The sequence below is a fragment of the Sphingomonas colocasiae genome (assembly GCF_019880585.1).
In the GTDB taxonomy this organism is placed as follows: domain Bacteria; phylum Pseudomonadota; class Alphaproteobacteria; order Sphingomonadales; family Sphingomonadaceae; genus Sphingobium_A; species Sphingobium_A colocasiae.
The window spans coordinates 43,918-70,139 of record NZ_JAINVV010000005.1 but is presented as its reverse complement, the minus strand read 5'-3'; the positions used below and the strand labels follow the sequence as shown (position 1 = coordinate 70,139).

Below are 26,222 nucleotides of genomic sequence, written 5' to 3'. Positions count from 1 at the left end.
GTCGACCTCGCTATGAAAAGATGAGGGGACCGGGATGATCGGGGGGAAATCGTTACTCGTGGATGCGCTGAAGGCCGGTGTGGCCGGAATGGCTTTGATCGTGGCGGGTGTGTCGCCGTCGGTCGCCATGGCGCAAAATGCGACCAGCTATCAGATTGCGAGCCAGCCGCTGCCGCAGGCGCTGATGCAGCTCTCGCGCCAGGCCAATGTGGATATTTCGGCGTCGGCGAAGCTCACGCGAGGGAAAGTCGCAGGTGCGGTGAGCGGTGCGGGCAGTGTTGAGGCTGCGCTGGCGCAGATGTTGTCGGGGACCGGGCTGAGTTATCGCAAGGCGGGCAAGGGCTTTGCGATTATCGCCGGAGCTAAGGGGGGAAACGGTGAGCGTCCGCAAGCCCCGGTTGTGGACTCACAGATCGGATATGGGGTTGGTGGAGGCGCGGTCGTCGACGCTCGTACCGGCGCCCCGCTCAAGGGCGCCCTCGTCCAGATTGTGTCGACTGGAGAGAAGGCGGCAACCGATGATCTTGGCCAATATCGCTTTCCCGGCAAGACCGGCAGTTTCGATATTCGCGTTTCCTACCTTGGCTATCTGCCGTTCGAGCAAAAGGTCGATCTGAAAGATGGTCGTGCGGCCACGGCCGTCTATCTTTCAGATGGAAGCAAGGTCGGCGAAATCGTTGTTTATGGAACGCGGTCAGCGCGTGCGACGGCTCTGAATCAGGAGCGTACCAACGATAATGTGTCCTCGATCTTTTCGTCGGACCAGATGGGCCGCTTTGGCGGGGCAACGATTTCTGAATCTCTGCGGCGCGCGCCGGGGGTCTCGTTCGATCGCAGCGGCGAAACGGGCGATGGAACCAATATCGTCGTCCGCGGGATGGCGCCCGACTTTAACGCCATCAAACTTAATGGCGTTGAGCTGCCTGAGGGGAAGGGCAGGGGGCGCTCGGCTTCTCTCAGCAATGTGCTGACAGAATCGGTCGGTCAGGTTACGATCAACAAGACCCTGATGGCGAGTCAGGATAGCAGCGGTACTGGCGGTCTGATCGAGATCGAAACCAAAAGCCCGCTGGAGCGGAACCGTCGTTTTGCGTCGTTTTCCATCGAAGGCGGCGGACGTGCAAAGGGTTTTGGCGACGAGTTTCAGGCGTCCGGTACTCTTTCCGGCAGATTTGGTCCCGGTGATAATTTCGGCTTAAGTGCATCGTTCCAGATTCGCAAACGATCTATTCGCAGCGTCTCGACATCGGTCGGGTACCCCAACGCGGGCCAATACCTCCCGGCTTACCCGAATGGGCAGCCGATTCCCTCGCCGCAACATGTCGACCCGTTTGACGTGTTTCCATTCGAGGGCGGCGGCGAGACGCTCTACCCCATTTCGACCAATCTTAGGGAGGGCAAGACCAAGACCACAAACCGCGCGTATAACATCGCGGCCGCATGGCAAATCGCGCCCAATTCCCTTTTGAAGTTCGACATCTCGCGGTTTGAACAAGTCGACACCAACTTTTCGCGCTCTACGTCCCTCGGTGCGACCACCTCTTATCAACTGACACCTGTTCAGGAGCTTGGGGGTGAACCTCGGTACCGGCTGGCGTGGGGGCCGGACAGGTTTATCAATCTCTCTCAAAATTACTCATACAGTCCCGATGAAAAGACAATAACGAATGTCGTGGCGGCAAGCGGAAATACGAGTTTGGGCCGGCTCGATCTTCGCTACTCAGGCGGATTTACGAAGGGTTCCAGCTCCCGTCCGGCCACGGAACTTAGCTTTGGCGATTTTGTGAGCATTCCAGAAAATTATCTGCTCGCGAGCGCGGTGGATTCAGTCGAAGGGGGCGTGCTCTCACCCTTTTCGCCGACAGCGGACGACCCGACCATTCCGCTTTTCAACGAGGCAGGCCTGAGTTTCCTCGGCAGCCCCGCAAGCTATCGCCTACAGAGCATGGGGAAGAACATTGTTTCTGGCCAGAATCGCCGGTGGGTTGCAGACATTAACGGCAGATACACCCTTCCAAGCAAATGGTTGAATTACTTGGAGGCGGGAATTTCCTGGAAACGATCACGCTTCGCAAATCGGACCGGCGATCCATTGCAATACTACCCGATCGCAGACCCTCTGGATGGGTATCAGAATCCCAGGCTCAGCCAGTTCGGACTGACTTTCGGCAGTAGCCCATTGGAGCGACTCGACCGTGGAAGTGCCCTCAGCCTCATAAGCTTCGAAGACATGGTGAGATTCATGGAAACGGGCCTTCCCAAGATTGCTTCCGTGTATGATCCGTCGAATCCGTCGACCTTCAATCCTCCTAATCTCGCATATGCAAGATCAATTGTACTCGATCCGCTTCTGAGGCAGCAATATACCCGTGAAACCGAACTCGCCGGCTATCTTCAGGGTAAGGTGACATTGGGCGCCCTCGAGGTCATCGGCGGGGTACGAGTTAACCGAACGGATGTCGTTGCCCGTCAGTTGAGGGCCCCGATATACATAAGGGCCGACTTCACCTTCGATCCGGAGTTCGAAGGCCGATTTAACGGGCTGAATACGGAGACGTCGCGCCGCACCGACGTGTTGCCCCGCATTCTTGCAAACTGGAGGATTGATAAGGACAACATTATTCGGGCCGGCTATTACTCAACCGTGGCGAGACCATCTATAAATGACATCTCTAAGTCACCGCAAATCAGTCTTTATATGTTTCCTTTCTTCGGGCCTCAAAATGACAAACCTTGGCTGTCAGTTACCAAGGGAAATCCAGATCTGAAGCCATCGGTAACACATAATTTTGATGTTAGCTTTGAGCATTACGATTCGCGTGTTGGGGTCGTGAAGATTGGTGCGTTTTACAAGAGGATAACTAATCTTCTTGAGAATAACTTCACAAATGATAATTCCGAAGTACTCGCTGCGGCAGGGGTGTTGCCACATTTCCCGGCTTTCAATAACGTATTGCAGAATCCGGAGAATTATCATCTGAGCGTGAGCGTTCCGTTCAATAATGATAGTCCTGCGAGTATTTGGGGTTTTGAGACTTCTTTCGAGCGTCAGCTGAAATTTCTTCCTGGATGGCTGAGTGGTTTTGGTGTGTATGCGAACTATACATACACGAAGAGCAAGAAGCAGCAGCCCTTCAATTGGAACTATTCACCTATTATCGACAGCTCTGGCACAGTAGCGGGCTATGAATCCACGCAGGTAATCTTCAGGAACGTGAGCTTTCAAGGTCAACCTAAGCACAGTGGAACTATTTCTCTGACGTATAATGCCGCAGGATTCGATGGTATGGCGGCATATTCTTTCCAGTCTAGCAGGAGGGGTATAAATTTTCTTGCCAATGGATTCATAAATGGTGAGAAATCCTATCGTACCTTGGATGCAAGGTTGTCATATACATTCGGAAAGATGAGCGGGAAGCCTCGCATATTTATCGAGGGTAGCGATCTGCTGAGGTCGTCTAACGATCCTTCATTCTCTCTTCCCATCTTTACGTCGACCGGCGAGGAATATGACAGCCAAGAGACCTATTTCGGTGGTCGCAAGCTTCGGCTGGGGCTTGGAATTACGTTCTAATCGAATTGGATAATGTTATGCGAATTTCATTTGGCGCGCCAGTGATTCTGGCCGCACTGGCAGCCATGTCCGCCTCCCTTGCCGGGGCTCAGACTTCCGGCGGGTCGTCGGGGGCCATTGTCTCTGGCAAATTGGAGAATGGGATTCGGTTTTTCACCCATCCCGGCTATGATGGTTCGGGCAAGGTGCGGGTGCAGTTGATCGTGAATGTCGGGAGCCCCGACGAGACGGTCGAGACCGTGCAGTTTCCGCATCTCGTGGAGCATATTCGGGTCGCTGAGTTCTGGGAGTCTCCAATTGGGGCGCAATTCAAAGCGGCAGGGCTGTCACCGGGCAATGACGTCAACGCCTCGGCGGGCTGGTACACGAAATACTACATGGACGTACCAGAGGGGCGCCCCGATCTGGTCGCGCTGGCGATCAAGGGCCTTCGGCTCATGGCATCGGCAAGCCCCGTCACCGACCGCACTGTGGAGATCGAAAAGAAGACGGTCATTGCCGAGTCTGATCTCGTCGATCCGCAGACCCGGCTCAACACCGATCAGCGCCGCGTTCTGCTCTCATCGGACTCTCCTTTGCCAACCTACGTCGGCGACTATAAGGCGGCGACGGACCGCTCTTTTTCAGTGGCGAATGGTGCGTCAGTGTCGGCATTCCTGACGCGCTGGTATAGGCCGTCGTGCCAAGCGGTCTTGGTCGTGGGTCGGGTGGACCTGAGTGCAGTAAAATCTCAGATCGTTCAGGCGTTTTCTGACGTCCCGGCTGACGACGGCTCGAAATGCGGACGCGATCGTTTCGAAGATTTTATGCTTCCCTTGCCGGCCAAAGGACAAGTGCTGGTACAGACAGGTGCTTCAGGAAAGTACCAAGCCGAACTGTTGAGTTTCTTCGACGGGCGGCTTCGCCCTCGCCCTGATCTTGCCAGCCTGTCCCTTGATGTTCGCGACGATGTCAGACGAATTCTAGTCGCGAACAGGTTTACGGACGTATTTGTACCGAAGAAAGGCGTGGTCGCCTATGTCACGCTCATGCACGAAGAGCTCAAGCCGTCTCAACTGGGAAGTTTCGGAGGAACGGTCTCTGCACCATCCCTCGATTTTTTGAACAGCGAGTTGAGAACACATTTTGCGATCCTCAGGCAAATCACTCGGTTCGGATTCAGTGAGGCGGAACTGCGGATCGCTAAGGCTGATGCGGAATATGAGTATCGCCGGAAGGGTTTGGAAAATTCCGAACTGTTGACGCTGATGGGGGACCATTTTGCCTTTGGGTCCGTGCTTTCGGATCCAAAGATCGTGTTGGAAAATCGCCTGAAGGCGTTGAACGCTGTAAGCCTGAAAGACGTCAATCCGTTTTTCCTTGGATTGAACGCGAGTGTCGATCAGCCGTCGGTTATTCTGACGGTGCCGAAGGGACTAGAGGCGACGATTTCGGCGCCTGAACTTGAGCAGCAACTCTCTTCTCGATTGCAACAATGGAGGGGGGATGATGTCAACCCGCCTCAACTGAAGCTCAACAGTATTGGTGCGATTGTTGAGCGCCTTGAGGCCAAGTCCGCCGAGTCTCCCAAGAAGGCTCCTGGAAAAATCATTTGGAGCGGATCGACAGCCCAGATATTGAAGCCGAACGGTCTCCGTATAATCTCGGCTCAAGAGAAAATCGAAGTATTCGGTAAGCGAAATTCGGTTCGCTTGACTGTTACGCTTCCTCGGGGAACCGCAGACCTCGAGCCAGGTGCGCCTGGTGTCGGCGATGCCAAGATCGCCGAAATGGGCTTCAGCCATCTCCCGTTCAAAGATCTCAAGAGAATTATGGAGAGCAGAGGTATCTATGCGAGCCTTGCGATCAGCGGCGCTCACTCCTCGGTTCTTACTGCGCTCGTGCCGCTCGATGAGCTTGACGCTGGTTTCGGGATGCTGAAGTTCATGGTTACGGACAAGCCGGTCTCCTACGATCCGAAAGCCTCCTCCGCCTATTCGCAGCTCATTGGTGGATTGAATAATGCCGTGATCGTTGCGACCGGTGATCTGCCACCGGCTGAGCTTGCTGGTCTTGTCGCGCGGCATTTCGATGCGAAGCCACTCAAGGCTGCTGCAGTCGAGCGCAGTCCTTCCGAACAGCTGGAACGCGGTCAATGTGAAGCGGGCCCCGCATGGTACATGACGCCCAAGCCCGCTCTGGCAGAGATGAACTTCTTCCAGCCGATTACAGCCGGGAAGCCCCAAAGCCTGCGCGAGGGCCTCGCAATCGAAGTGTTGGCGGGTGTTGCGAAGACGCGGCTTCATAACCGGCTACGCCAGCGAGACGGCTTGATCTACAATATAAACGTGTCCGCAATGGTGGAAAGCCGCGGCGCTCGATGCGCTCTGCTTCGGGCAAATTACTCGGTCGCCAACGACAAGAATGCGGCCGCGCAGAAAAGCTTCATTGAGGAATTTGAGGCGTTCGCCCGCGACGGTATCACCGCCGATGAGTTCAATGACGAAAAGAATCGTCTTGCCCAATCGAATGGATTTGTATTCTTCGCGCCCGACTTGAATTCCTATCTTGTTCAAACGTCGATGGGGCGAACGGGCCCGATCGAGGTTCCATCGCGTGCGTCCGAACTCAGCAAGTTGACAATCGAAGAGGTTAACGCACTCGTTTGGGGAATGCCCGCGAAAAAATCTCAGTAATCTCTCATTTCTGGGGACCGGGCTTCGGCTGCCCAAATTGTCCATCACAATAGGCATTTGAGGTCTTCGGGCGAAAGGAAACATAATGAAATTCTGCACGATCCCAATCGCAGCGCTCGTCGCTTCTATGCCCGTTTCGGCCCAGGTCCCAGTGGAGAACGTCCCGACCGTTGTCGTGAAAGCCGACCGCAAGGAGGTGATCATCACCGTCGAGGGTCAGACGGCCACGCCATGGATCCTGATGGAACCTGACAAGGACGACCCGCTTGATCTTTCGGCTATCACGCCACCGGAAGGCGGGACGCTCTGCGTTGTCACGAACGTCGACAAGGGGTGTTTGCAACTGAAAAAGGGTCAAGCCGGTCGCTTCAATATCGAGTTTGAGGGCAATAGTTATCCAGCTCTCTTGAAAGTCTGACCTTTTGAAGCCTGAATAGTCGCGAAGACCGTTCAGGCTCCATTGTCAAAAGATTTCCATTAGTTTCCGTTGCTGTCTGAGCACGAAGAGTTGAATTTTGTGCAGTTGGCACGCGACGTACAAGCGCGCCAAACACTCGGTCGAGTTTATGGAGATGGTGTGGCGCTCGCCAAGGCGATCTCTCGCCGCCATATCGAATTTATTGGCGGAGAATTGATACTTCGGGCCGTTCCGGTTGATCAACCTGCTGGACCGATTCTCGGCGAAGCCGACCAATCGCACAAAAGGCGCATTCTTTCTAACCAAACGCCATCGACCAGTCGCCCCGATAAGCCCGATGAGATGTGGATGGCAGGCTCCTCGTCAGGCGGTGGAAGCGCGGGCACCGACCCGTTGGTTCAGCAATATTCCTCAGTCTTGGCCGTTGTCGCAATCTTCGGCTGCTGGTCGGCCGTGCAGCTGCAGATCCCGGCGGAGAGCCGCTTTTTATTCGCCGATCTTCTCGCCGAGCACTGGGCGCACCGTGATGCGCTACAGCCATGGCTGGACGAGCGTTGGGCTTGGCTGGCAGGGCATGGCTATCATCGCTGGTTCGCGCTTGCGACCATGCCGGGCGTTGTTGCGGTCGGAAGCGTCAACGCATTCGACAAGCGAAGCCCCTGGCCCATTCTTCATGCCTTGCTCGGATGGGGCGGCGGTGTGCTGCTCGGCGTAATGCTGTTCCTCGACTTTCGCTGTCATGGCTGGCCGCTCGCCGTGCCGGTGGCTACTTGAGTGGAGCTCCGGGCAGATCGAGCCTTACTCACTTGCGCTGGTTTCGGAGAGTTCGCCGCTGATTTTCGGTGCCTGTGACCGGATCGCTGACCTGACTGGCGGTGCTGGTCACTTCGCAGCCAGAAATGTGTGCCGATACAAGGCAATTTTTCAAGGGGGTATCAATGTGGTTGGCTTTATTTCGTTGCCAAACTCGTGGGGCCTCCACTGTGCCGATTCCGTGAGGTGGGGCAGCAGAATGCTCTGGGTTTGAGGGTCTATTTGCCATTCATCCGGCACTCGTCACGAGTGCGATTTCGGCCCATCCGCGTCCTCACGCCTCGGGAGATCGATCGGTGAGGCTGATCTGTCTTCGTCCTGCCTTTATCGCGTTTCTTCGAGGATTGCGGTGAATATGTAGAAGATTGATCCTCGGGGGGTGTCAAAGCGCCGCTCTCGTTCGTCGTCCTCTTCAGCCGGAAATGTCGCGGTCTGGAGCAGGGATGATGAAGGCGTGGGGGATATGCTGGAGGGGAGGGCGGGCCGCCTGGTGGTCCGTGACGGGTCTTGTCTGACGCGCGCGCCATGGGCGGGCGGCCGGGCGCCGGTGGAGCATTGCGGAGCGTGCGTGCCGGGCCCGCTTGCGGTCGTAGGCAAGTTGCGCTCTCTTCGACGCTCGGCAGCGCAAGGACGGCGATGATCGGGACGGAGCCGGGTGGGCAAGTTGGCGGGGGCCGGGCGATCGTCGAGCGCGCCTTTCGCGAGCATTGGCCGGCGCTGTGCCGCTATGTCCGTGCCGCCTTCGGTTCCGGTCCGCCGGACCCCGAGGAAGTGGCGCAGATGGCGTTCGAACGCTTCATCGCGCTCGATGCCCCCGAGCGGATTGACAATGCCCGGGGTTTCCTTTTCCGCTGCGCGCGCAATCTCTCGATCGACATCCGCCGCCAGGCCAAGATCCGCGAGCGCCTCGATCCCGAGGGCGAACTGGGCGATCCCGACCAGGCCGGGGTCAACGAGGATATCGAGCGCGTCCTGTCTGGCCGTCAGCGGCTGGAGATCGTCGAGGCGGCGATCCGTGGCCTTGAGGAGAAACGGCGCACCGTCATCATCCTCCATGCCGTCCAGGGCCTGGGCTATAGTGAGATCGCCCGCCGCCTCAATCTGTCGCGCACCCGGGTCGTCCAGCTCGGCGCCGACGCCATCCTCGAATGCGAGCGTGCGCTCGCGGCAGCCGACGCGGCTGGAGACCCATCATGACCCCCATTTCCGAAGACATCATGGCGGAGGCCGCCACCTGGGTCGCGCATCGCCGCGAAACCGTGCGGAGCACCGAGCGCGACGAGGCCTTCTTCGCCTGGATGGAGGCCGATCCGCGTCACGCCGAGGCTTTCGAGCGGCTCTGGCTGACGCTGGAGGACATCGCGTCCCTGTCACATCTTTCGGAGCTGGTGCCGGACGAAGCCGGCGGTGGCGTGGCCGCGGGGCGTTGGTCTTGGGCCCCCCGGGCGGCGCGCTGGTCCGCTGTCGCCGCGTCGCTCGTGCTAGCCGGACTGGCGAGCCTGTGGTTCCTCGATCGTCCCGACATGTCCGCCCGGACACCGATCGCGCAGACGCGCGTCATCGCGCTCGCCGACGGCAGCCGGGTGACGCTCGGCGCGGATTCCGCGATCGAGGTCGATCTGTCGGCGGGGGAACGGCGTGTCTCGCTCGTGCGCGGCGAGGCCTTTTTCGAGGTCGCGCGCGACGTGCACCGGCCTTTCCTCGTCCTGGCTGGCGACACGCGCGTGCGCGTGCTCGGCACCAAGTTCGACGTCCGCAGGAGTGCCGAGAGGGTCAAGGTCTCGGTGCTCGAGGGCGTGGTCGAGGTGAAGGCGCCGGCGCGCGTGTTCGCGTCGGGGCAGGTGAGTACGCTGCGCGCGAGCCAGGCGATCGACACGCCGCTTTCGGTCGGGCTGCTCGACGTGGCTCCGCCGCTGGCCAAGGTCGCCGCGATCGAGACCGTGCCCGGTGGCTGGCGGACCGGGCGGCTCACCTATTTCGACGCGCCGCTCAGCGACATAGTCGAGGATCTCAACCGCTATCACGCGCCAGGGCTTCGCATCGCCGATCCGGCGCTCGGCAATGCGCGGATCGCGGTGTCGCTACGTCCCGACGAGATCGAGAGCTTCGTCGGCAATTTGCCGATGCTGGTGAAGGCCGAGATCCGCCGCGAGAGCGACGGCGCGATCGTGATCGATCGGGCGAAGCGGTGAGCATGGACGTGCATGTGCGCGTGGCGCGGTCGTCCGGATCGGGCCGTCACAAAAATTTCATGAGCCCCCCTGTCAGCTGATGCACGGCGTTCGTCCTCACCATGCTGGCCCAGGCGCGAAAGACGCGCCGGGCGGCCCAAAGGGGGGAGATTGACATGAACACCAGGCGTCACACGACCAGCGGCTTCGCCGCGTTCCTGATGAGCTGCGCATCGCCGCTCGCGCTGCTGGCGCCGGCAAGCGCGTCGGCCCAGGAGGCCTCCCAGGCGTTCGACATACCGGCCCAGCCGCTCGCATCCGCGATCCTGGAATATTCCCGCCAGTCGAACCGTCAGGTGGCGGCGCCCATGGAACTGGTGCGCGGCAAGCATGCTCCGGCGTTGAAGGGAAGCTATTCGGCCGCCGCCGCGCTCGAGAAGCTGCTCGAGGGATCGGGGCTGTCGATCCGCAAGGGCAGCGGCACCTCCTTCGTGATCGCCGCGAGTGCGGCGGGAAACGTCGCCGGCGCTTCCGGTGACGGGAGCGCCGAAGTCCGCCCGGGGCGCGGCACGATCGTCGGGAGCCTGAACGAGGCGACGACCGGAGCAGCGCTGAAGGGTGCGAGGGTCGAGATAGAGGAGACCGGCGACGTCGTCGCGACCGACGAGCTGGGCAATTTCCGGTTCGCGAACGTGCGTGCGGGCGATGTGACGCTGCGCGTCTCCTACCTGGGCTATCCTGCCACGAGCATGGTGGTGACGGTCACCCCCCGCGAGACGGCGAGCGCGCCGATCACGTTGGCGGCGGGGCAGGACCGCGAGATCATCGTGATGGGCCAGGTGTCCGCGCGCGCGCAGGCGCTCAACCAGGAGCGGATGGGCGAGAACAGTTCCACGATCGTGTCTGGCGACCTGCTCGGCAATTTCAACGGGACAACGATTTCCGACGCACTGCGGCGTGCGCCGGGCATTTCTTTCCTCCAAAATGCGGATACGGGTGACGGCACCAATATCGTCATCCGTGGCCTCTCGCCCGACTACAATCAGGTAAAGCTCAACGGCATCGCCTTGCCGGAATCGAGCGGGATCGGGCGATCGGCGGATCTCTCGGCGCTTCTGGCGGACTCTGTCTCGGAAATCCGGATCAGCAAGACCCTGAGCGCTAGGCAGGACAGCGCGGGCACCGGTGGGCTCGTCGAGATCGAAACCAAATCCCCGCTTGATCGTCCCAAGCGTTACTTCAACGTCAGTGTCGATGGCACTCGTCGAGCGAAGGGGTTCGGCAGCGAATACTCGCTATCCGGCACGGCATCATTGCGGTTTGGGGCGAGCGATAATTTCGGGATCAGCGCATCCTATCAGCGCCGCAAGCAGGATGCCCGGACATATGCCTATGGCATAAATGGCATATTCGGCGCTTACCTACCGCTAAATTCGGACGGCACGCCCGCCATGACGCGAGATCTCGATCCACGTGTGTCATTTCCATTTTATGAAGGCGGGCAATATTATGTAACTGGTGCCTACGCGAATTATGACCGGGTGAAATCGGAGACGTCCACCTATTCGGTTTCTTCGGAATGGAAGATCGATAACAGCACCAGCCTGAGGATGGACTATAATCGAAGCGAGCGCGCCGCCGACACGCTTTACAATGCTTACGGATTGAGTGGTGTCAACAACTACTCCACGCTTGCTCCGGTCGCGGCGGAAGGCGGAGCGCTGCGCTACATCATGACCGCTCCAGTCCGCCTGAGCGGCTCCAATTCGGGCAGGCTCAAAGACGATGACCGCAGCGCCACGGACTCCGTCAGCTTCCGCGGCAAGAGCGTGTTCGGCGCGCTGACGCTGGACTATAGGGGCGGCTATTCGCGCGGTGCGTCGGTGACTCCCGGCGAATATAGCTTCATGACCTCCCGATCGTTGCCGGTGAACAGCGCGAACGTTGCCGCGAGCGCGATCGACCCTGCCACCGGCACAATCATCACCGCCTTTGGTCCGCGTATCGGGCGTGGCATTCCGCAGCCGCTATTGACGGCAGCAGGGTTGCAATTGGCGCAAACGCCGGGCGTCTATATTCTGAGTGCGTCCGGTCAGGTCGATAGGCGTGGGCGATCGGAGAATAAGGATGGTGAATTCAACGCTCGATATGATTTTCAGGGTAGCATTCTGAAATATATCGATGTCGGCGTTCAATATACCGGGTCATATTTCAAAAATATACCGAGGAGCAGCGTCTACTATGCGGGGCTGCCGAACGGTGGAAACCTCTATCCCCTTGCTGCTGAGCTGGTCGAGTTCGAGACGGTGGCATTCGATGCGGCAACCGGCGCGAATTCCCCATATAATCTGTTGAGCGAGGCATCGATCAGGCAGTTTCTGGGGGCGCTTGACTCCTATGTCGATCGCGGTCTGATGCGCCGTTCGGTAACCCCCAGCCGGCCGTTGATCGACGATATGCATACGAAGGAGGACACGCTTGCGGGCTATGTCCAGCTTCGTGCCGACATCGGCAGGGTCGAGATCATCCCAGGCTTGCGCATCAATCGCACGCGCACCAACGCGGCCTTTGCGAATTCAACAACGATCCTTGATGAGAACAGCGTCCGGGATGACGCATTTTACGATGCGAATCTCCGCATCTTCAATGGCGTCGGCGTGGCGACCGATTACCTGCCACGACTGCTGGTCAATTTCCGGCCAAGCGAGGCCCTGGTTTTCCGCGGCGGATATTTCTCGACGGTCGCCCGTCCCCAGATCAGCCAGCTCAACAGCGAACGGGGGCTAGTCTACTATGCAATGCGTGCTTACGGACCCGGTAATACGCAGCCATTGCTTGGTGTATCGGAGGGTAATCCGAACCTCAAGCCGGCCTGGACGCATAATTTCGATGTAGGTTTGGAATGGTATGACAAGAATGTCGGCGTTCTGAAGCTGAACATGTGGCTGAAGCGGATTTCGAATCTCATCGAAAGCAACGCGATCTCCGATCAGAATCTTCTTGATGGTCTTGATCTACCAGATCATCCGGTTCTCGATAACCTCCCGTCCGACGTCTTCATCACGTGGACAAGGCCGGTCAATAATCCCAAGGTCGCTACGATATGGGGCGGCGAAGTTGCATTCGAGAAACGGCTGAATTTTCTGCCGGGCTTCCTGTCGGGTTTGGGAGTTTACCTGAATTACACATATAGCAAGAGCGAGAAGACGTGGCAGGGCAATTGGCCGAAGCCTATCTACGATGCTTCCGGATCATTTCAGGGATATGAGAACATCGCGTATTTCCAGAAGGCGCCATTCGACAATTCTCCCAAGCATTCCGGGACGGCCGGGCTGACCTATTCGGGATGGGGGCTGGACGCATCGCTGTTCTTCTCGAAGCAGTCTCGGATGCAGACCTCGATCGGAAGCTACAATATGGGGCAGCACGAAGAATCGTTCCAGTCGCTCGATTTTCAGGCCGTCTATAACTTCAAGATCGTGGGGGCCCAGATGCGGTTTGTTCTCCAGGCGAACGATCTTCTACGTGGCCCAACCGATGCGCAGTTCGAAACCACGATCGGTGGCGTCGACAAGACGCCCAAATATTATACAGGCGCCAAATATCATGGCGGCCGCAGAGTCTCGGCAGGAATTTCGGCGACGTTCTGAACTCGCGTCGGACCGAGGCATGACAACGTGTTTTCCGTCCGGTTCCGCAGCACTCCGCCGCAGAGCAGCAGGTCGTGTCGCCGGCTGGCCATCCCGGGAGCTTGAGCGGGGGAAACAGCGACGAGGCAGCTGAGGAGGCTGCCTCGGCCCGTCGATTTCACCAATGCCGGGAGCATCAAAGGCAGGCCCATACTGTCTCAAGCCAGGATCTGTGCCGAATTCACTCGAGCGAAGCGAGGCCGTCCTCGGTGATCTCATTTGTGACGGCAGTGGGGGCCGGTCAGCAAATCTTCCTCAAGGAGTATGTTATGCGTCTCAAATTCCTGCTGCCGATTTCGTGCAGCCTGATGATCGTGGGTCTGCACGGTGCGGCCGTGGCCAAGGCGGTGGTTCAACCGGTCAGCGCCAACGAGATCAAGCTGGATCCCGAAATCCGGCACGGCAAGCTCGCAAACGGCTTTACCTATTATATCCGTCGCAATGTAAGGCCGGCCAAGCGGGTCGAGATGCGCCTGGTCGTCAAGGCTGGCACAATGCAGCAGGATCGAGATCAGGTCGAATATGCCCATCTGGTCGAGCATATCGTGGCGAATCATGTCGCTGGGGATCTGGGCACGATCTGGGAATGGGTCCAGGGCTGGGGCGGAAAGATCGGGACTGATTTCAATGCCGAAACCTCGGACGATCGCACGATCTACCGGTTAAGCCTGCCGTCCGACCAGCCCGAGCTCTTCGCGCAGGCGCTCGGTATTCAACGCGGTTGGGCGCAGGGTGCAGTTCTCTCGGTCAAGGATACCGCACGGGAACGAAAGGCTGTGCTTGCCGAAATCCTGGGGAGCCGGAATCGCCAGTCGCGGATCATGGATCAGGTCGCTCCCGAAATCACATCATACTATGACACTTGGGACGAGCGCCAGGCATCAATCCAGCGGAGTGATGACGCGCCGGTGCTCCGCTATTACCGCGACTGGTACCGGCCGGACACCCAGGCGATCATCATCGTGGGCGACATCGACCCGATGGCGGTCGAGGCAATGGTGAGGAAGACCTTCGGAAACCTGCCGCGTGGTGTCGGCAAGCGTTCTCCAACCGTACGCCCGGCTCCGATTCCGGTTCGTGATCGCTTTCGGATCATTACCGATCCTGAGCAGAAGGAGGTCCAGCTCAGGCAGATCATCGCATCGCGCGGCGCGGAGGCCACAGGCTATCAGGGGTTGCGATCTGAGATCGTGACGCAGTTGCTGGAGAGGATGTACGTGGATCGCGAACTACGCCTGCGCGACACTTTCGACCCTGTCCAAGCACGCTCGGCGCAGGACACCGACGTCACCAGCTTCAGCGGCAGATACAGCGGCGGGGTCAGGACGACCCAGTCGCATTTCACGCTTCATCCCGATCGGATGAGGGAAGGCGTGGACGCGGGATTGGCTGTTCGCCGGGCCGTTCAGGTCGAAGGATTTCAACAGGTCGAACTCGATCGCGCGCGCCAGTTGCTCGGCCGGGACCTGCTCTCCGAGCAGTTGCCGCTGGAGGAGCGTCCGCTGACATCAGGCAGCATGGTGTTGGCTATCACCGACCACTTCGTGAAAGCCAGTCCGTTCCAGAGCTGGGGCGACTATGAGCGTACCCATCGCCAGATCCTCGCATCCATCACCTTGGCCGACATCAACAAAGCGGCGCGTGAGGCGTGGAAAGGCACCAACCGCGAACTGCTTTTGCTGGCGCCACCGAAGCTGCTGGCAAGCATGCCTTCCGAAGCGATCATCCGCGCCTGGATGAACGAGGCGGAACAACGTCCGGCGGTCGCCTATGTACCGCGAGTTTCAGCCGACACGCTCAAGACGAATGTCGAGCTTCCGGCTTATGCCGGGAACCTCCTAGTCACCCGATTTGAGGAGTTGGGTCTGACCAGGGTCGTCATTCCGGAAAACGGGGTAACGATCATCCTCAAGCCGGATCGTGACTTATCCAAGCGGGACATTCGTGGAGGACAGATCCACATCGCCGCCACGCGGCCAATGGGCGCCGAGGCGTGGTCTGGCAACGCCTATCTCAATGCGCGGCAGGCCGGTAATCTCGCTTATCTGGGTGGCGTCGGCGGACTCAGCCCGTTCGATTATGCCCGTCTGCGTATAGAACGCGGGATCTGGACGTCCCCGGGTGTCGACGAACTGGAAACCCAGTATCTCGCGGGTGCGCCGCGCAAGGAACTGGATATGCTGATGCAACTCACCCATGCCCATTTCACGCAGGTGCAGCGTTCAGAAGACGCGTTCCGGCTCAATAGCCGCCAGTTGCGTGACCACTTCAACAAGCTGGGGGAAAAATCACCCCAGAAGATTCTCGCGGATCGGGTTTGGGAGGTTTCATCCCGCCACTCGGCGGACCGGCCAAAGCTCGATGCAAGCAATTTCGACACGCTCGATTACGACATGGCCCTTGGATATTATCAGCAGATGATGGGCAATGCAGGTCAGTTCCTGTTCGTTGTCCAAGGGAGATTCGACCCGGCGGATATCACGCCGACTCTGGTCAAATATCTGTCCAAACTGCCCTCGTCCGGGCCAGCGGAGATATTCGGTCGCAAAAGGCCATTTCAACTGCGGCATGACGCGGTCAAAGAGACCGTTTATGCCGGGGGCGACGAGAACGCATCCGTCATCCTGAAGATCGCCGGGCCCGTCGCTGTCCGGCGTGAGGACGAAAAGAAGACCCGCGCTTTCAATAACATTATGCGCGCACGCCTTCACGACCGGCTGCGCGAGAAAGAGAACGGGACATATTCTGTACAGTTCGGCGCGAGCATGTCGCGAAGCGCCGGTGAATTTTCTGTCTCGGTCAGCTTCGACTGCAAGGCGGTCGACGTCGATCGAATGGTCGCGGCGGCGATCGACGAATTGCGTAAATTGAGGGAGAATGGTCCGACGGCGGCTGAGGTGGCAAAGGCCATGCAGCTGGACGCTACCTATCTGGCAACGCTTGACGATGACATCTATTTCTGGCCCGGTCGTCTTTCCACCCGCTATGTCGAGGAGTCCGGCGCAGACAGCGCGTTCGAACCGGTCCAATATGACCAGGTGACGATCGAGAGCATAAAGGCGCTTGCCGAAAAGCTCATCGACCCGACGAAAATCCAGCAATATGTGCGTCTTCCCGAAGCAATGCGGAAATGACGGTCCGCGGGTGATCGATCGCCGATGTTTTCCGGAAGTTTGGTCGGACCGGTTCTTCGACATCTGGACTTGAGCAGGTCGGACGGACCGGATCTTTCGGTTTTACATGGCGGCAAACTGGATGCGTGGTGCAGCATGCTGCCACCCATGCAGTGTTCTCCGGTCAGGACGCCAGATAGCGAAGGCGGGACGGCAAGCTGGCAAGCCAAAGCAAGAGAGCAATACGCCGGGGCCTGGTGAGGCGCAGGCGCGGGCGGTCGATGACTTTGTCGATGAGACCGGCCGCCTGGTTTGGTGTTATCATGAGCGGACGGACGGGGGCCTTCGCCATTTTGGTATCGACAAAGCCGAAGCGGAGGTTGGAGACCTGGACGCCGGTGCCCTCCAAGGCTTGTCCGAGGCCCTCCCAATAGGCCGAGATGCCCGTCTTGGAGGCGGCATAGGCGGGCGCCGCCTTGCTGGCACCGCGATCCATGATCGAGCTGAGGCCGATGAAATGCCCGCCGCCCTGCGCGATCATGCGCGCGAGGACCCGTTCGGTCGCGACCGCGGCGCCCATGAGATTGACGCGGAGCGTCGCGGTTTCAGTTTCGAGCGCATCCGGGTCGAAGGTCGTGCCGATGCCGGCGCAATGGATGCAGAGGTCGATGCCGTCCATCTCGTCCAGCACCGTATCGAGCCGGATCCCGAAATCTTCCGCCGCCACGTCCAGCCGGTGATGCCGGAGGCCGGGCTGGCTGAGGGGGGATGCCGAGCGCGCGAGGCCGGTGACGTGATAGCCGCGCGCGAGGAGCTTGCGGGTGACTGCCAGGCCGATCCCGTCGGAATTGCCGATGACGAGCGCCTTGCGCGAGCCGGTCGTCATGTTTCTCACGCCAGTTTTTCGGAGTCCGATGGTGTTCGTGCGCGGACTATAGCGGTCTCGTCGGCCATGCCAATTCCGGGCATGTGCCGCGACATCGCGCTCCCCGGCGAAAAGGAAATCATCGCCTCATGTCTCCTCGCCTTCCGAAGGAGAGGGGTGTGGAGGGATGTTCTGCCGGCCCGGCGCGCGCGGCATGGCTCGTGCGTCACGTCCTGCCGCACGAGGCCTGGCTGCGACGGTATCTCGGGCGACTGGCTCATGGCCCCGACGAGATCGACGATGTCGTCCAGGACTGTTTCGTGAAACTGCTCGCGCTCGATGGCGTGGACGGGATCGACGATGTGCGGGCGCTGATGGCGCGCATGGGCCGCAATCTCCTGATCGACCGGCATCGCCGCCGCGCCTGTGTCCCCTTTGTCGACCTGTGCGAGGCGGGCGAGATGGCGTCCGACGATTGTCCGGCGGACAGAGCGTGCGATGCGCGTCAGGCGCTCGCGCGGGTGTCGCGTGCGTTCGATGCGATGAGCGTCTCGCGGCGCCGGGTGGTCTGGCGGCGGCGGATCGACGGGGCGTCCGGGCGCATCGTGGCGACTGAGCTCGGTGTGACGCTGTCGGCGGTCGAGAAGCATCTGTACGGCGCCATCCGGGTCTTGCGCGAGGCCGGCGAGGGCGCGGCGGCGTCTCCGGGCGCTTGAGCCGGATGGCCTGTGCCGGGCTCCTTCGGCGCGCGGTGCCGGGCATCCGAAAAAAATCAGCTTTGAAAAAAGGAAATGGCGCGCTCAGGTCTCCTCTCGTCCGGGCGCGCGGAGTGCGCCTCTTTGAAGGATCATGGGCACGACGCAGATATCGAACCGCGAGCGGCAGCGCAGACGGGCGGCGTGGGTGGCGAAGCATGTCATTCCCCACGAGCCGTTCGTGCGCCGTTGGCTTCGCGGCGCGCGCGTGCCTCCTGAGGAAATCGACGAATTGATCCAGGACGGCTATTGCCGCTTCGCCATGCTCGATGCAGTCGATCATATCGAGCGGCCCGACATCTATTTCTTCTCGATGGTCCGCCATCAGCTCGGGCGTCGCCGCAAGCGCGCCAGGGTCGTGCCGATCGACACGATGAGCGATCTGGGCGAGTTCGTCCATGACGAGGCGCCTTCGCCCGAGCGCGAGGTGGCGGGGCAGCTGGCCTTTGGCCGCCTGAAGACGATGCTCGAGGATCTCCCCGAACGCTGCCGCCGCATCATCGAGATGCGCAAGTTCGACGGGCTCTCGCAGCGCGAGATCGCATCGACGCTCGGGATCACCGAGTCGATGGTCGAGAACAATATCCAGGCCGGGCTGCGCCAGCTGCGCGCGGCCTGGGCGAAGGACGAGGCGCTTGCCAGCGAGGCATTCGCCCGGCTTGGCGAAGGAGGGCGTCGGGCATGAGCCAGCGGCCGATACAAGAGATCGACGACATGGCCGCGCGCTGGGTCGCGCGCATGGATTCGGACGCCTGGAGCGATGCCGACGATGCCGAACTGGGCGCCTGGCTCGCGCTCGATCCGCGGCATGGCGGCGCGCTGGTCCAGGCGCAGGCGCTCTGGTCGACGCTCGGCCAGGAGGAGACCGTCGAGGCGGATCCGGATGTTGTGCGTGTCGATGATGCGCCACCGCCGGTCTGGACGCGGCGCTGGTTGCTGGCGAGCGGGGGCGGGGCGATCGCGGCTTCGCTGGTCGCCGGGCTGGTCGTGCTTGGCGGGAGCGAGCGTTACGATACCGGGGTCGGCGAGATCCGGCGCGTGCCGCTGGCCGACGGATCGACCGCCGCGATCAACACCGACAGCCGCATCGCGGTCGCGGTCGCCGAGACCCGGCGCGATGTCAGGCTCGAAAAGGGCGAGGCTTGGTTCCAGGTGGTGAAGGACCCCCGTCGGCCGTTCGTCGTCGAGGCGGGCAATGTGCGCGTGCAGGCGGTCGGCACCGCATTTTCGGTGCGCCGGCGCGAGGGCGGCGCCGATGTGATCGTGACCGAGGGCGTGGTCGAGGCCTGGGCCAACGGCGCCGAAGGGCAGAAGATCCGGATCGTCGCGGGCGCGATGGCGTTCGTCGCCGACAATGCCGCGGTCAGGCGGCCGGAGCCGGGCGCGCCGGCGGTCGAGCGCGCGCTGGCCTGGCGATCGGGCAAGATCGACCTGGTCGCGACGCGCGTCGATGACGCGATCGCGGAGTTCAATCGCTACAATCGCCGCCGGATCGTGCTTCGCGATGCCGCGATCGCCGACGAGCGTGTCGACGGCGTGTTCCGCACCGACGATCCGGTCGGCTTCTCGCGCGTCATCGCCGGGAGCTTCGGCGGCTCGGTCGACCTGTCCGGGCCTGAGGAAATCCGGATTGAATCCGAGCAGGTTACAGAAAAATGACATGGCGGTGAAAGGAAAATCCGGTCTTGGGTCTCCTTCCCTCCGGCGCGGCAGGAACCGCGCTCAAAAGGGGGGAATGACATGATCGACGGACTGGGCCGGAGCCTGCTTTTCACGACGACCGCGATCGCCATCGTGGCGGCAACGCCCGCAACGGCGCAGACGCGTTCCTTCGACGTTCCGGCGCAGGCCGCGGAGACCGGGATCGCCGCGCTCGGTCGCCAGGCGGACATCCAGATCGTGGCGGCGCGCAAATATACCAAGGGCAAGCAGACCCGGGCGGTGCGCGGCCCGCTCAGCGTCGAGCAGGCGCTCAGCCAGCTTCTCGAAGGGACCGGTCTCGTCGCGCGTTCGACGGGAGGTCAGACCTATATGGTGGTCCCTTTCGCCGCGGGCGGCCAGACGGCTGACCGGGAGGCGGCGCAGGCCGGACGCGGCACGATCGTCGGCAGCCTGAAGGAGGCGAGCACCGGGGCGGCGCTCAAGGGCGCGCGGGTCCTCGTCCGGGAAACGGGCGACGTGGTCGCCTCCGACGAACTCGGCCAGTTCCGCTTCGCGAACCTGCCCGCCGGTCATGTGACCCTCGAGGTTTCCTATCTCGGTTATCCCGAGACTTCGGTTCGCGTCGAGGTGATCGCACGCGAGACCGCGAGCGCGCCGATCATGCTGACGGCGGCGGGGCGGGATCCCGAGATCATCGTCATGGGCCAGATCTCCGCGCGTGCGCAGGCGCTCAACCAGCAGCGGACCGCCGAGAACAGCACGACGGTGGTGTCGGGCGACCTGCTCGGCAATTTCAACGGCACGACCATCTCGGATTCGCTGCGGCGCGCGCCGGGCGTGTCCTTCCTGCAGAACGACCAGAGCGGAGACGGCACCAACATCCTCCTCCGTGGGATGTCGCCCGATTACAACCAGGTCAGGCTGAACGGTGTCGCGCTCGCCGAAACGCGGGGAACGGGCCGTGCGCCGGATCTGAGCACCCTGCTTTCGGACGCCGTTTCCGAAATCAGGATCAGCAAGACGCTGCTCGCGAGCCAGGGTGGCGCCGGCACCGGGGGGCTTGTCGAGATCGAGACCAAGTCGCCGCTCGATCGTCCGCGCCGCTATTTCAACATCAGCGTCGACGGCACCCAGCGCGGCAAGGGCTTCGGGCGCGAATATTCCGCTTCCGCGACCGGCTCCCTGCGGTTCGGGCCGAACGACAATTTCGGCGTCAGCGCGTCGTTCCAGCATCGTAACCAGGATCTGTCGACCTACTCCTATTCCCTGAATACCATCCTGGGGCCTTATCTCCCGCTCGCCGCCAACGGACTGCCGGCGCGTGTCAATTTCCTCGATCCGCTGATGGCGTTCCCATTCTTCGACGGCGCGGACTATTATGTGGCGACGGTGTCGGTCGCCCGCAATTCCTATCAGGCGGAGACCAACAATCTCACGCTCGGCGCCGAGTGGCAGGTGGACAGCGCGACCAATCTGCGGCTCGATTATGTGCGATCCGACCAGCGTCGCGACGCGTTGTCGGTCAAGACTTTCGTGAGCGGCGGGGGCAGTTATCAACTCAACCGCCCGGTGCCGGCGCTCGGGGGCGCGCTGCGGACCGTCTATCTGGCGCCCGCCTCGCCCGTCATGTCGGTCAACAACGACGTCCAGTACGACCCGGATTACACCAGCAAGTCCGATACGGTGAGCTTTCGCGGGACGACCGCGTTCGGCGCGCTCTCGCTCGACTTCGGCGCGGGTTATGCAAGAGGCGCCGAATCGCGGCCTTTCTCGGGCAGTTTCACGGTCGACAGCCGGTTCACCCTATCGCCCGGGTCCCCGCTGATCGCGCCCGAAGCCTACAATGCCGCGGTCGGGGGGATCGTCACGCTCTTCGGTCCGCGATCGGGCACGGCGGTGCCTGTCCCGCTGCTCACGGCCGCCGGTTACGAGGCGTTGCGGAACAATCTGGTCACGAGCAACTTCCAGGGCCTGTCGGCCCAGCAGGGCATCGACGGCGGATCGACGCAGTGGAACGCCAATCTGAGCGCGAAATACGATCTCGCCGGCGGGATACTCGATTATGTCGAGGCGGGCGTTCGATATGACCGCCGGCGCTTCTCCAGCAGGGCCGGTTCTTCCATCGGCTATTTTCATCCGGACGGCGGCACGCCCGTCAGCAATGTCGGCCTTGCCTTCGAGGAGCAGTCATATGCCCCGGTGACGGGCGCGGATACGATCTACAGGTCGCTCAGCAGGGCTTCCGTCATCGATCTGTTCAGCCGGATGAGCGATCTCGAGAGGCTCGGTTATGAGTTCAGCGAGGTCGAGTTCGATTCCACGCTCTCACGGCAGCAATATACGCGAGAGGAGGATCTCGCAGGGTTCGCGCAGGGGCGGCTCAATCTCGGCCGGGTCGAGGTCATCGGCGGCGTCCGCGTCGAGCTGAACCGGGTCGATGCCTTCTTCGTCAACGGGGTCCGGGTCACCGACGCGCAGGGTCAGTTCGACCAGCTCTATTATGACCGCACGCTTCGCCTGGAACAGGGGCGGGGACGGACGACGAATTTCCTGCCCCGGATCCTCGCCAACTGGCGGCCGCAGGAGAATCTGGTTTTCCGGGCGGGCTATTTCTCGACGGTCGCGCGGCCGCAGATCCAGCTCCTGAATTCGGCGCGCACGATCAGCTATGATGCCCGTCGCTTCTTCGGGCCGGCCGGCGGTCAGCCGGGTCTCATGATCAATTCCGGAAACCCCGATCTTCTGCCCGCGCGAACGCATAATTTCGACGCCAGCGCGGAATGGTATGACGGCAATGTCGGCGTCATCAAGGCGAGCGTTTTCCTGAAACGGATCCGCAACCTGACCGAGTCGAACACGTATGTCGAGGGTGGTTCGCTCGACGGACTCGAACTGCCGGATCACCCCTTGCTTGACGCCATCCCGGCCGATGTCTTCATCGCTTATAATCGCCCGATGAACAATCCGGACATATCGACGATCTGGGGCCTGGAGCTCGAGGCCGAGCGGCGGCTCACATTCCTGCCCGGCTTCCTGTCCGGCCTGGGCGTCTATGCCAATTACACCTATAGCGACAGCCGGAAGACCACGCTGTTTCCTTATGTCGAACCGGTCTTCAATCCCGATGGAAGCTTCAGCAGCTTCGAGCCGAGGTCGGTGACGCGCAGGACGCGCTTCGAAGGATCGCCACGTCATTCCGGCACGCTCGGGCTCACATACACGCGGCCGGGCACGGACGCGACGCTCTACTACACGCTCCAGTCGGACCGGTTCAGCTTCGCCGATAATTTTCTGGTCAACGGATATGCCGCGCCGTTCAACTCCCTCGATCTGCGCGTCGTCCAGACGCTCAAAATCGCCGGCTCATCCGTTCGGTTGTCGTTCGAGGCGAATGACCTGCTGAAGGGGACGGGCGACCCGAACACCCAGAATTACCGGGCGAGCGGTACGTCCAGGAAATACTATATGAGCGGCTATTATCACGGCGGCCGTCGGTTCGCGCTGGGACTGTCGGCGACCTTCTGACAGGTGCGGTGAATGCGGAGGGCAAGGGGGCGGAGGCCCTCTTGCCGACGGTGCCGGCAGCCAATGTTTCCCGGACGGCGCGCGACGGGTGGATCAGGAAAATCGCGAGGCAAGGCGCGGTGCGGCGATGCCGGACACCGTTCGTCGATCCGTGTGGAAAAGGATGACATGATGAAGGTGACGGTGTTGCTGATGGCGGCCTTCGGTCCGATACTGACCGGGTCGACGGGTGCCTGGGCCGCGCCACCGGCGGGCGAGCAAGGGCCGGCGGCGACGCGCTCCGGGCCGGATATCCGGCGCGGCAGGCTCCCCAATGGATTGAGCTATTTCATTGAGAGAACCAGCGGGCAGGCGGACAAGGTCCAGGTCCTGCTCAATGTCCGGGTCGGACTGATGCACACGATGCCGGCCGATACCGAGGCTGCCCATGTTCTCGAGCATGTCGTCGTCGAGAATGTCCGCGATCGCGCGTCGAAAGGGACGCTGCTCGACCGTCTTAAGCCATATGGCGGCCGCATCTACGGAGCCAGCACGTCGTGGGAGATGACTTCCTACGGCCTGATGCTGCCGGCCGGGGATGCCGTCGCGCTGTCCACCGGGCTGGACATCCTCACCGACTGGGCTTCGCCGCTGCCGATTTCGGATGAGGATGTCGACCGCGAACTCAAGGTGGTGGCGGCGGAAAGCCGGAACGGGAACAACGCCCAGCGATGGTCCTGGACCATGATGCACCGGACCTGGTACCCCGACAGCCCCGCCTATCACGCCGTATTTCCGCCCGTCGGCACCGTCACCTCGACACATGCAGGCGTCCGCGCGCTTCATTCGCGATATTATGTCCCGGGGAACATGGCGGTGATCGTCACCGGCCCGGTCGATCCCGACGCGATCCTCGCGGAACTCGAGAAAAGCATGGGCCGTATACCGGCCGGACAGGCCGGAGCGCAGCCCGATCTCACCATCCCCGCGCTCAAAGGCGGCGGGTATGTGCCGATAACGCATCCGGATCAGCGGACCGCCGAAATCAACATAAGCTACAAGATCCGCCGCGCCGCGCATGGAACCGAGGCGCGCGTGAAGGAGGAGGCGCTTTACCGTCTCGCCGGCGCGCTGTTGCGCGACAGCATCGGCGAGCTGAGCGCGCGCTACGGCGCTCCTGTCCCGTCCGCGACTGTCGCCGGCGCATCCTATAATTACGCGAGCTATATCAAGGCCGCCGCGGTGGACGTCTGGGCGGTCACGGCACAGGTCCGTCCCGGAAAGATCGGCGCCGCCTTTACAGATCTGTTCCGCTTCATTTCTTCGGTGCGACGCGTCGGCTTCTCGTCCGCCGAAATCGAGCAAGCCAGGGCCATGGCATTGCCCGAAATCAGGAGCGATCCCGCCACCGATGCCGCCTCGAAATGGCAGGCCTATTTCCAATATGGCGATTTCGGTGCGACGCCGCTGCAATTGCGCACGGCGATCGATGCGATGACGGTCGCCGAGGTCAATGCGGGCCTCCGGAAGATCCTGGACCCCGCGCAACGCGACATCTTCGTGATCCATCCCGAACAGGATCGCGGCGCAGTGCCGTCGAGGTCCAGCCTGGCCAGGCTCATCGCGGCGGCTGACCGTGCGCCGCCGATCGCCCTGGCCCCGCCGGCTCCCAAGGTTCCGACATTCGCGCCGATCCCGCCCGAGGCCATCGCGCCTGTCGCGGCCGTGCCGGAGACGAACGGGTATCTCCGGTGGCGCCTGCCGCGATCGGGCGCGACATTGCTGTTCCGCAAGACAGACGCGGATGCCCTGATCGTGATGGGGCGCCCGGGTGGAGCCTCGCGACTTCCCGCCGCCCTGGCCGACGCCGCGCTGATCGCCGGCGATGTCGTCGTGGAATCCGGATTCGCCGGGCTCGACGGCTTCGAGGCGAGGCGCTTTCTCGATACTGCCCGCATCGCCATCTTGCCCATCTTCCGCTACAATCGCGAGGGCCTGAGAGCCTCCGGCCCCGTGGAGCAATGGCCGCTCCTGGTCCGGGTGACGCGCGCGCAGATCATGCAGCCGCAGTGCCGCCCGGAAGCTTTCGACGATTATCTGTCGATGATCGAGCGTGTGCGCCATGAGGCGCATTCATCCGCGCTTTCCCGGATCAGCCTGGACAGTGCGGTGGCCGCGGCAACGGGCAGGCGCCTTGCTCCGCAACTCGAAAGCCGCCCGGACTTCAGGGCGACTTGCGACGCCTATGCGGCGATGCTGTCCGACACCAGCGATATGACGATCGTCGTCGAGGGGAAGCTGGACTCCGAGACCGTCTATCGCTCGTTCGCCTCCACGCTCGATATCCCCGCGAGAGGAAAGCCCGGCCAGCTGGAGCGTCACGCGCTTCCCGACAGTATCGCCTCGCGAACGGTCGTGAATGACGGGCTCGACAGCGCGACGGTCATACTTGTCCTGCAGCACGGCAAGAGGGTCACCAGCGCCGACGCCTCGGGCCTGGTCATCAAGGAAATCATGAAACGACGCCTGACCGACCGGCTGCGGCGCGTCGAGAAAGGCGTGTACAGCGTGATCGCCGACTATTCGATCGGTACGTCGCCCGACAGCGCTGCTTTCGGTGTCGAGTTCAAGTGCGCGCCCGGCGATGTGGAGCGATTGATCGGCGCGGTGAAGGACGAACTGCGTCGCGTGCGTGAGGAAGGCGTGAGTGCGGACGAGCTCGCATATTCGCGTCGCTTTCTGGCCGAGCAGCCCGTATCCGCGGATTCCACGGTCGAGAACTGGATTGCGTGGGGCACGGTGTCGCGGCATCCGCTGCCCGACGACCAGCAGGTGCAGCTGTGGATCCGCGGCTTTTTCGATCCCGCGAAACTCGCCGAGTTCGTGCAACTGCCTGTCCGATAAGGGCGGGCCGGGCGGGAGCTTCCCGGCGGCGGAGGGTGGCGGTAATGCCGACCATTCTCGGGCCGGGGATCTCCGAGGC

General features: G+C 61.4%; 14 protein-coding genes. 13 read left to right on the top strand and 1 reads right to left on the bottom strand.

Translation table 11 applies throughout. From position 1 onward, the window contains the following. Positions 1-34: 34 nt before the first annotated feature. The 8 genes from K7G82_RS13095 to K7G82_RS13060 all read left to right on the top strand — a co-directional run bounded on the left by K7G82_RS13095 (position 35) and on the right by K7G82_RS13060 (position 16,474). Positions 35-3,574, top strand: coding sequence for a TonB-dependent receptor (locus K7G82_RS13095; RefSeq protein ID WP_222990352.1), 3,540 nt, complete (start codon positions 35-37; stop codon positions 3,572-3,574). A gap of 17 nt (positions 3,575-3,591) precedes the next feature. After that, positions 3,592-6,249, top strand: coding sequence for a M16 family metallopeptidase (locus K7G82_RS13090; protein WP_222990351.1), 2,658 nt, complete (start codon positions 3,592-3,594; stop codon positions 6,247-6,249). A gap of 85 nt (positions 6,250-6,334) precedes the next feature. Further along, positions 6,335-6,667, top strand: a complete 333-nt coding sequence (locus K7G82_RS13085) for a hypothetical protein (RefSeq protein ID WP_222990350.1) — start codon at positions 6,335-6,337, stop codon at positions 6,665-6,667. A 159-nt stretch (positions 6,668-6,826) separates the two neighbouring features. Beyond that, the gene (locus K7G82_RS13080; protein ID WP_222990349.1) at positions 6,827-7,441 is read left to right on the top strand and encodes a hypothetical protein; all 615 of its coding nucleotides are present in this window, start codon (positions 6,827-6,829) and stop codon (positions 7,439-7,441) included. 675 nt (positions 7,442-8,116) lie between these two features. Further along, on the top strand, positions 8,117-8,677 hold the full coding sequence (locus K7G82_RS13075; protein WP_222990348.1) for an RNA polymerase sigma factor: 561 nt from the start codon (positions 8,117-8,119) through the stop codon (positions 8,675-8,677). Further along, on the top strand, positions 8,674-9,672 hold the full coding sequence (locus tag K7G82_RS13070) for a FecR family protein (RefSeq protein ID WP_222990347.1): 999 nt from the start codon (positions 8,674-8,676) through the stop codon (positions 9,670-9,672). The genes K7G82_RS13075 and K7G82_RS13070 overlap by 4 nt, the downstream gene beginning before the upstream one ends. Before the next feature lie 155 nt (positions 9,673-9,827). Next, positions 9,828-13,301, top strand: coding sequence for a TonB-dependent receptor (locus K7G82_RS13065; protein ID WP_222990346.1), 3,474 nt, complete (start codon positions 9,828-9,830; stop codon positions 13,299-13,301). 308 nt (positions 13,302-13,609) lie between these two features. Next, positions 13,610-16,474 (top strand): M16 family metallopeptidase, encoded by a 2,865-nt coding sequence (locus tag K7G82_RS13060; RefSeq protein ID WP_222990345.1) that lies wholly within the window; start codon positions 13,610-13,612, stop codon positions 16,472-16,474. A gap of 163 nt (positions 16,475-16,637) precedes the next feature. Here K7G82_RS13060 and K7G82_RS13055 read toward each other — a convergent pair whose 3' ends face one another. Then, positions 16,638-17,339 (bottom strand): SDR family NAD(P)-dependent oxidoreductase, encoded by a 702-nt coding sequence (locus tag K7G82_RS13055; RefSeq protein ID WP_222990344.1) that lies wholly within the window; start codon positions 17,337-17,339, stop codon positions 16,638-16,640. Positions 17,340-17,497: 158 nt separating this feature from the next. On the opposite strand from K7G82_RS13055, the gene K7G82_RS13050 reads away from it, so the two are divergent. The 5 genes from K7G82_RS13050 to K7G82_RS13030 all read left to right on the top strand — a co-directional run bounded on the left by K7G82_RS13050 (position 17,498) and on the right by K7G82_RS13030 (position 26,143). Next, the gene (locus K7G82_RS13050; protein ID WP_222990343.1) at positions 17,498-18,034 is read left to right on the top strand and encodes an RNA polymerase sigma factor; all 537 of its coding nucleotides are present in this window, start codon (positions 17,498-17,500) and stop codon (positions 18,032-18,034) included. Positions 18,035-18,167: 133 nt separating this feature from the next. Further along, positions 18,168-18,758: an RNA polymerase sigma factor gene (locus K7G82_RS13045; RefSeq protein ID WP_246623527.1), complete on the top strand. Its 591-nt coding sequence runs from the start codon at positions 18,168-18,170 to the stop codon at positions 18,756-18,758. After that, positions 18,755-19,732, top strand: coding sequence for a FecR family protein (locus K7G82_RS13040; RefSeq protein ID WP_222990342.1), 978 nt, complete (start codon positions 18,755-18,757; stop codon positions 19,730-19,732). The genes K7G82_RS13045 and K7G82_RS13040 overlap by 4 nt, the downstream gene beginning before the upstream one ends. Before the next feature lie 81 nt (positions 19,733-19,813). Continuing rightward, entirely contained in the window at positions 19,814-23,260 is a 3,447-nt protein-coding gene (locus K7G82_RS13035) for a TonB-dependent receptor (RefSeq protein WP_222990341.1), read from the top strand. 168 nt (positions 23,261-23,428) lie between these two features. Next, positions 23,429-26,143 carry a M16 family metallopeptidase gene (locus K7G82_RS13030; protein WP_222990340.1) on the top strand — a complete coding sequence of 905 codons (2,715 nt, stop codon included), beginning with the start codon at positions 23,429-23,431 and terminating at the stop codon, positions 26,141-26,143. The last annotated feature ends 79 nt before the right edge of the window (positions 26,144-26,222 follow it).

Coding starts and splice junctions, on each gene's coding strand:
- K7G82_RS13095 (WP_222990352.1), top strand. CDS start 35: ATGATCGGGGGGAAATCGTTACTCGTGGATGCGCTGAAGGCCGGTGTG.
- K7G82_RS13090 (WP_222990351.1), top strand. CDS start 3,592: ATGCGAATTTCATTTGGCGCGCCAGTGATTCTGGCCGCACTGGCAGCC.
- K7G82_RS13085 (WP_222990350.1), top strand. CDS start 6,335: ATGAAATTCTGCACGATCCCAATCGCAGCGCTCGTCGCTTCTATGCCC.
- K7G82_RS13075 (WP_222990348.1), top strand. CDS start 8,117: ATGATCGGGACGGAGCCGGGTGGGCAAGTTGGCGGGGGCCGGGCGATC.
- K7G82_RS13070 (WP_222990347.1), top strand. CDS start 8,674: ATGACCCCCATTTCCGAAGACATCATGGCGGAGGCCGCCACCTGGGTC.
- K7G82_RS13065 (WP_222990346.1), top strand. CDS start 9,828: ATGAACACCAGGCGTCACACGACCAGCGGCTTCGCCGCGTTCCTGATG.
- K7G82_RS13060 (WP_222990345.1), top strand. CDS start 13,610: ATGCGTCTCAAATTCCTGCTGCCGATTTCGTGCAGCCTGATGATCGTG.
- K7G82_RS13055 (WP_222990344.1), bottom strand. CDS start 17,339: ATGACGACCGGCTCGCGCAAGGCGCTCGTCATCGGCAATTCCGACGGG.
- K7G82_RS13045 (WP_246623527.1), top strand. CDS start 18,168: ATGGGCACGACGCAGATATCGAACCGCGAGCGGCAGCGCAGACGGGCG.
- K7G82_RS13040 (WP_222990342.1), top strand. CDS start 18,755: ATGAGCCAGCGGCCGATACAAGAGATCGACGACATGGCCGCGCGCTGG.
- K7G82_RS13035 (WP_222990341.1), top strand. CDS start 19,814: ATGATCGACGGACTGGGCCGGAGCCTGCTTTTCACGACGACCGCGATC.
- K7G82_RS13030 (WP_222990340.1), top strand. CDS start 23,429: ATGATGAAGGTGACGGTGTTGCTGATGGCGGCCTTCGGTCCGATACTG.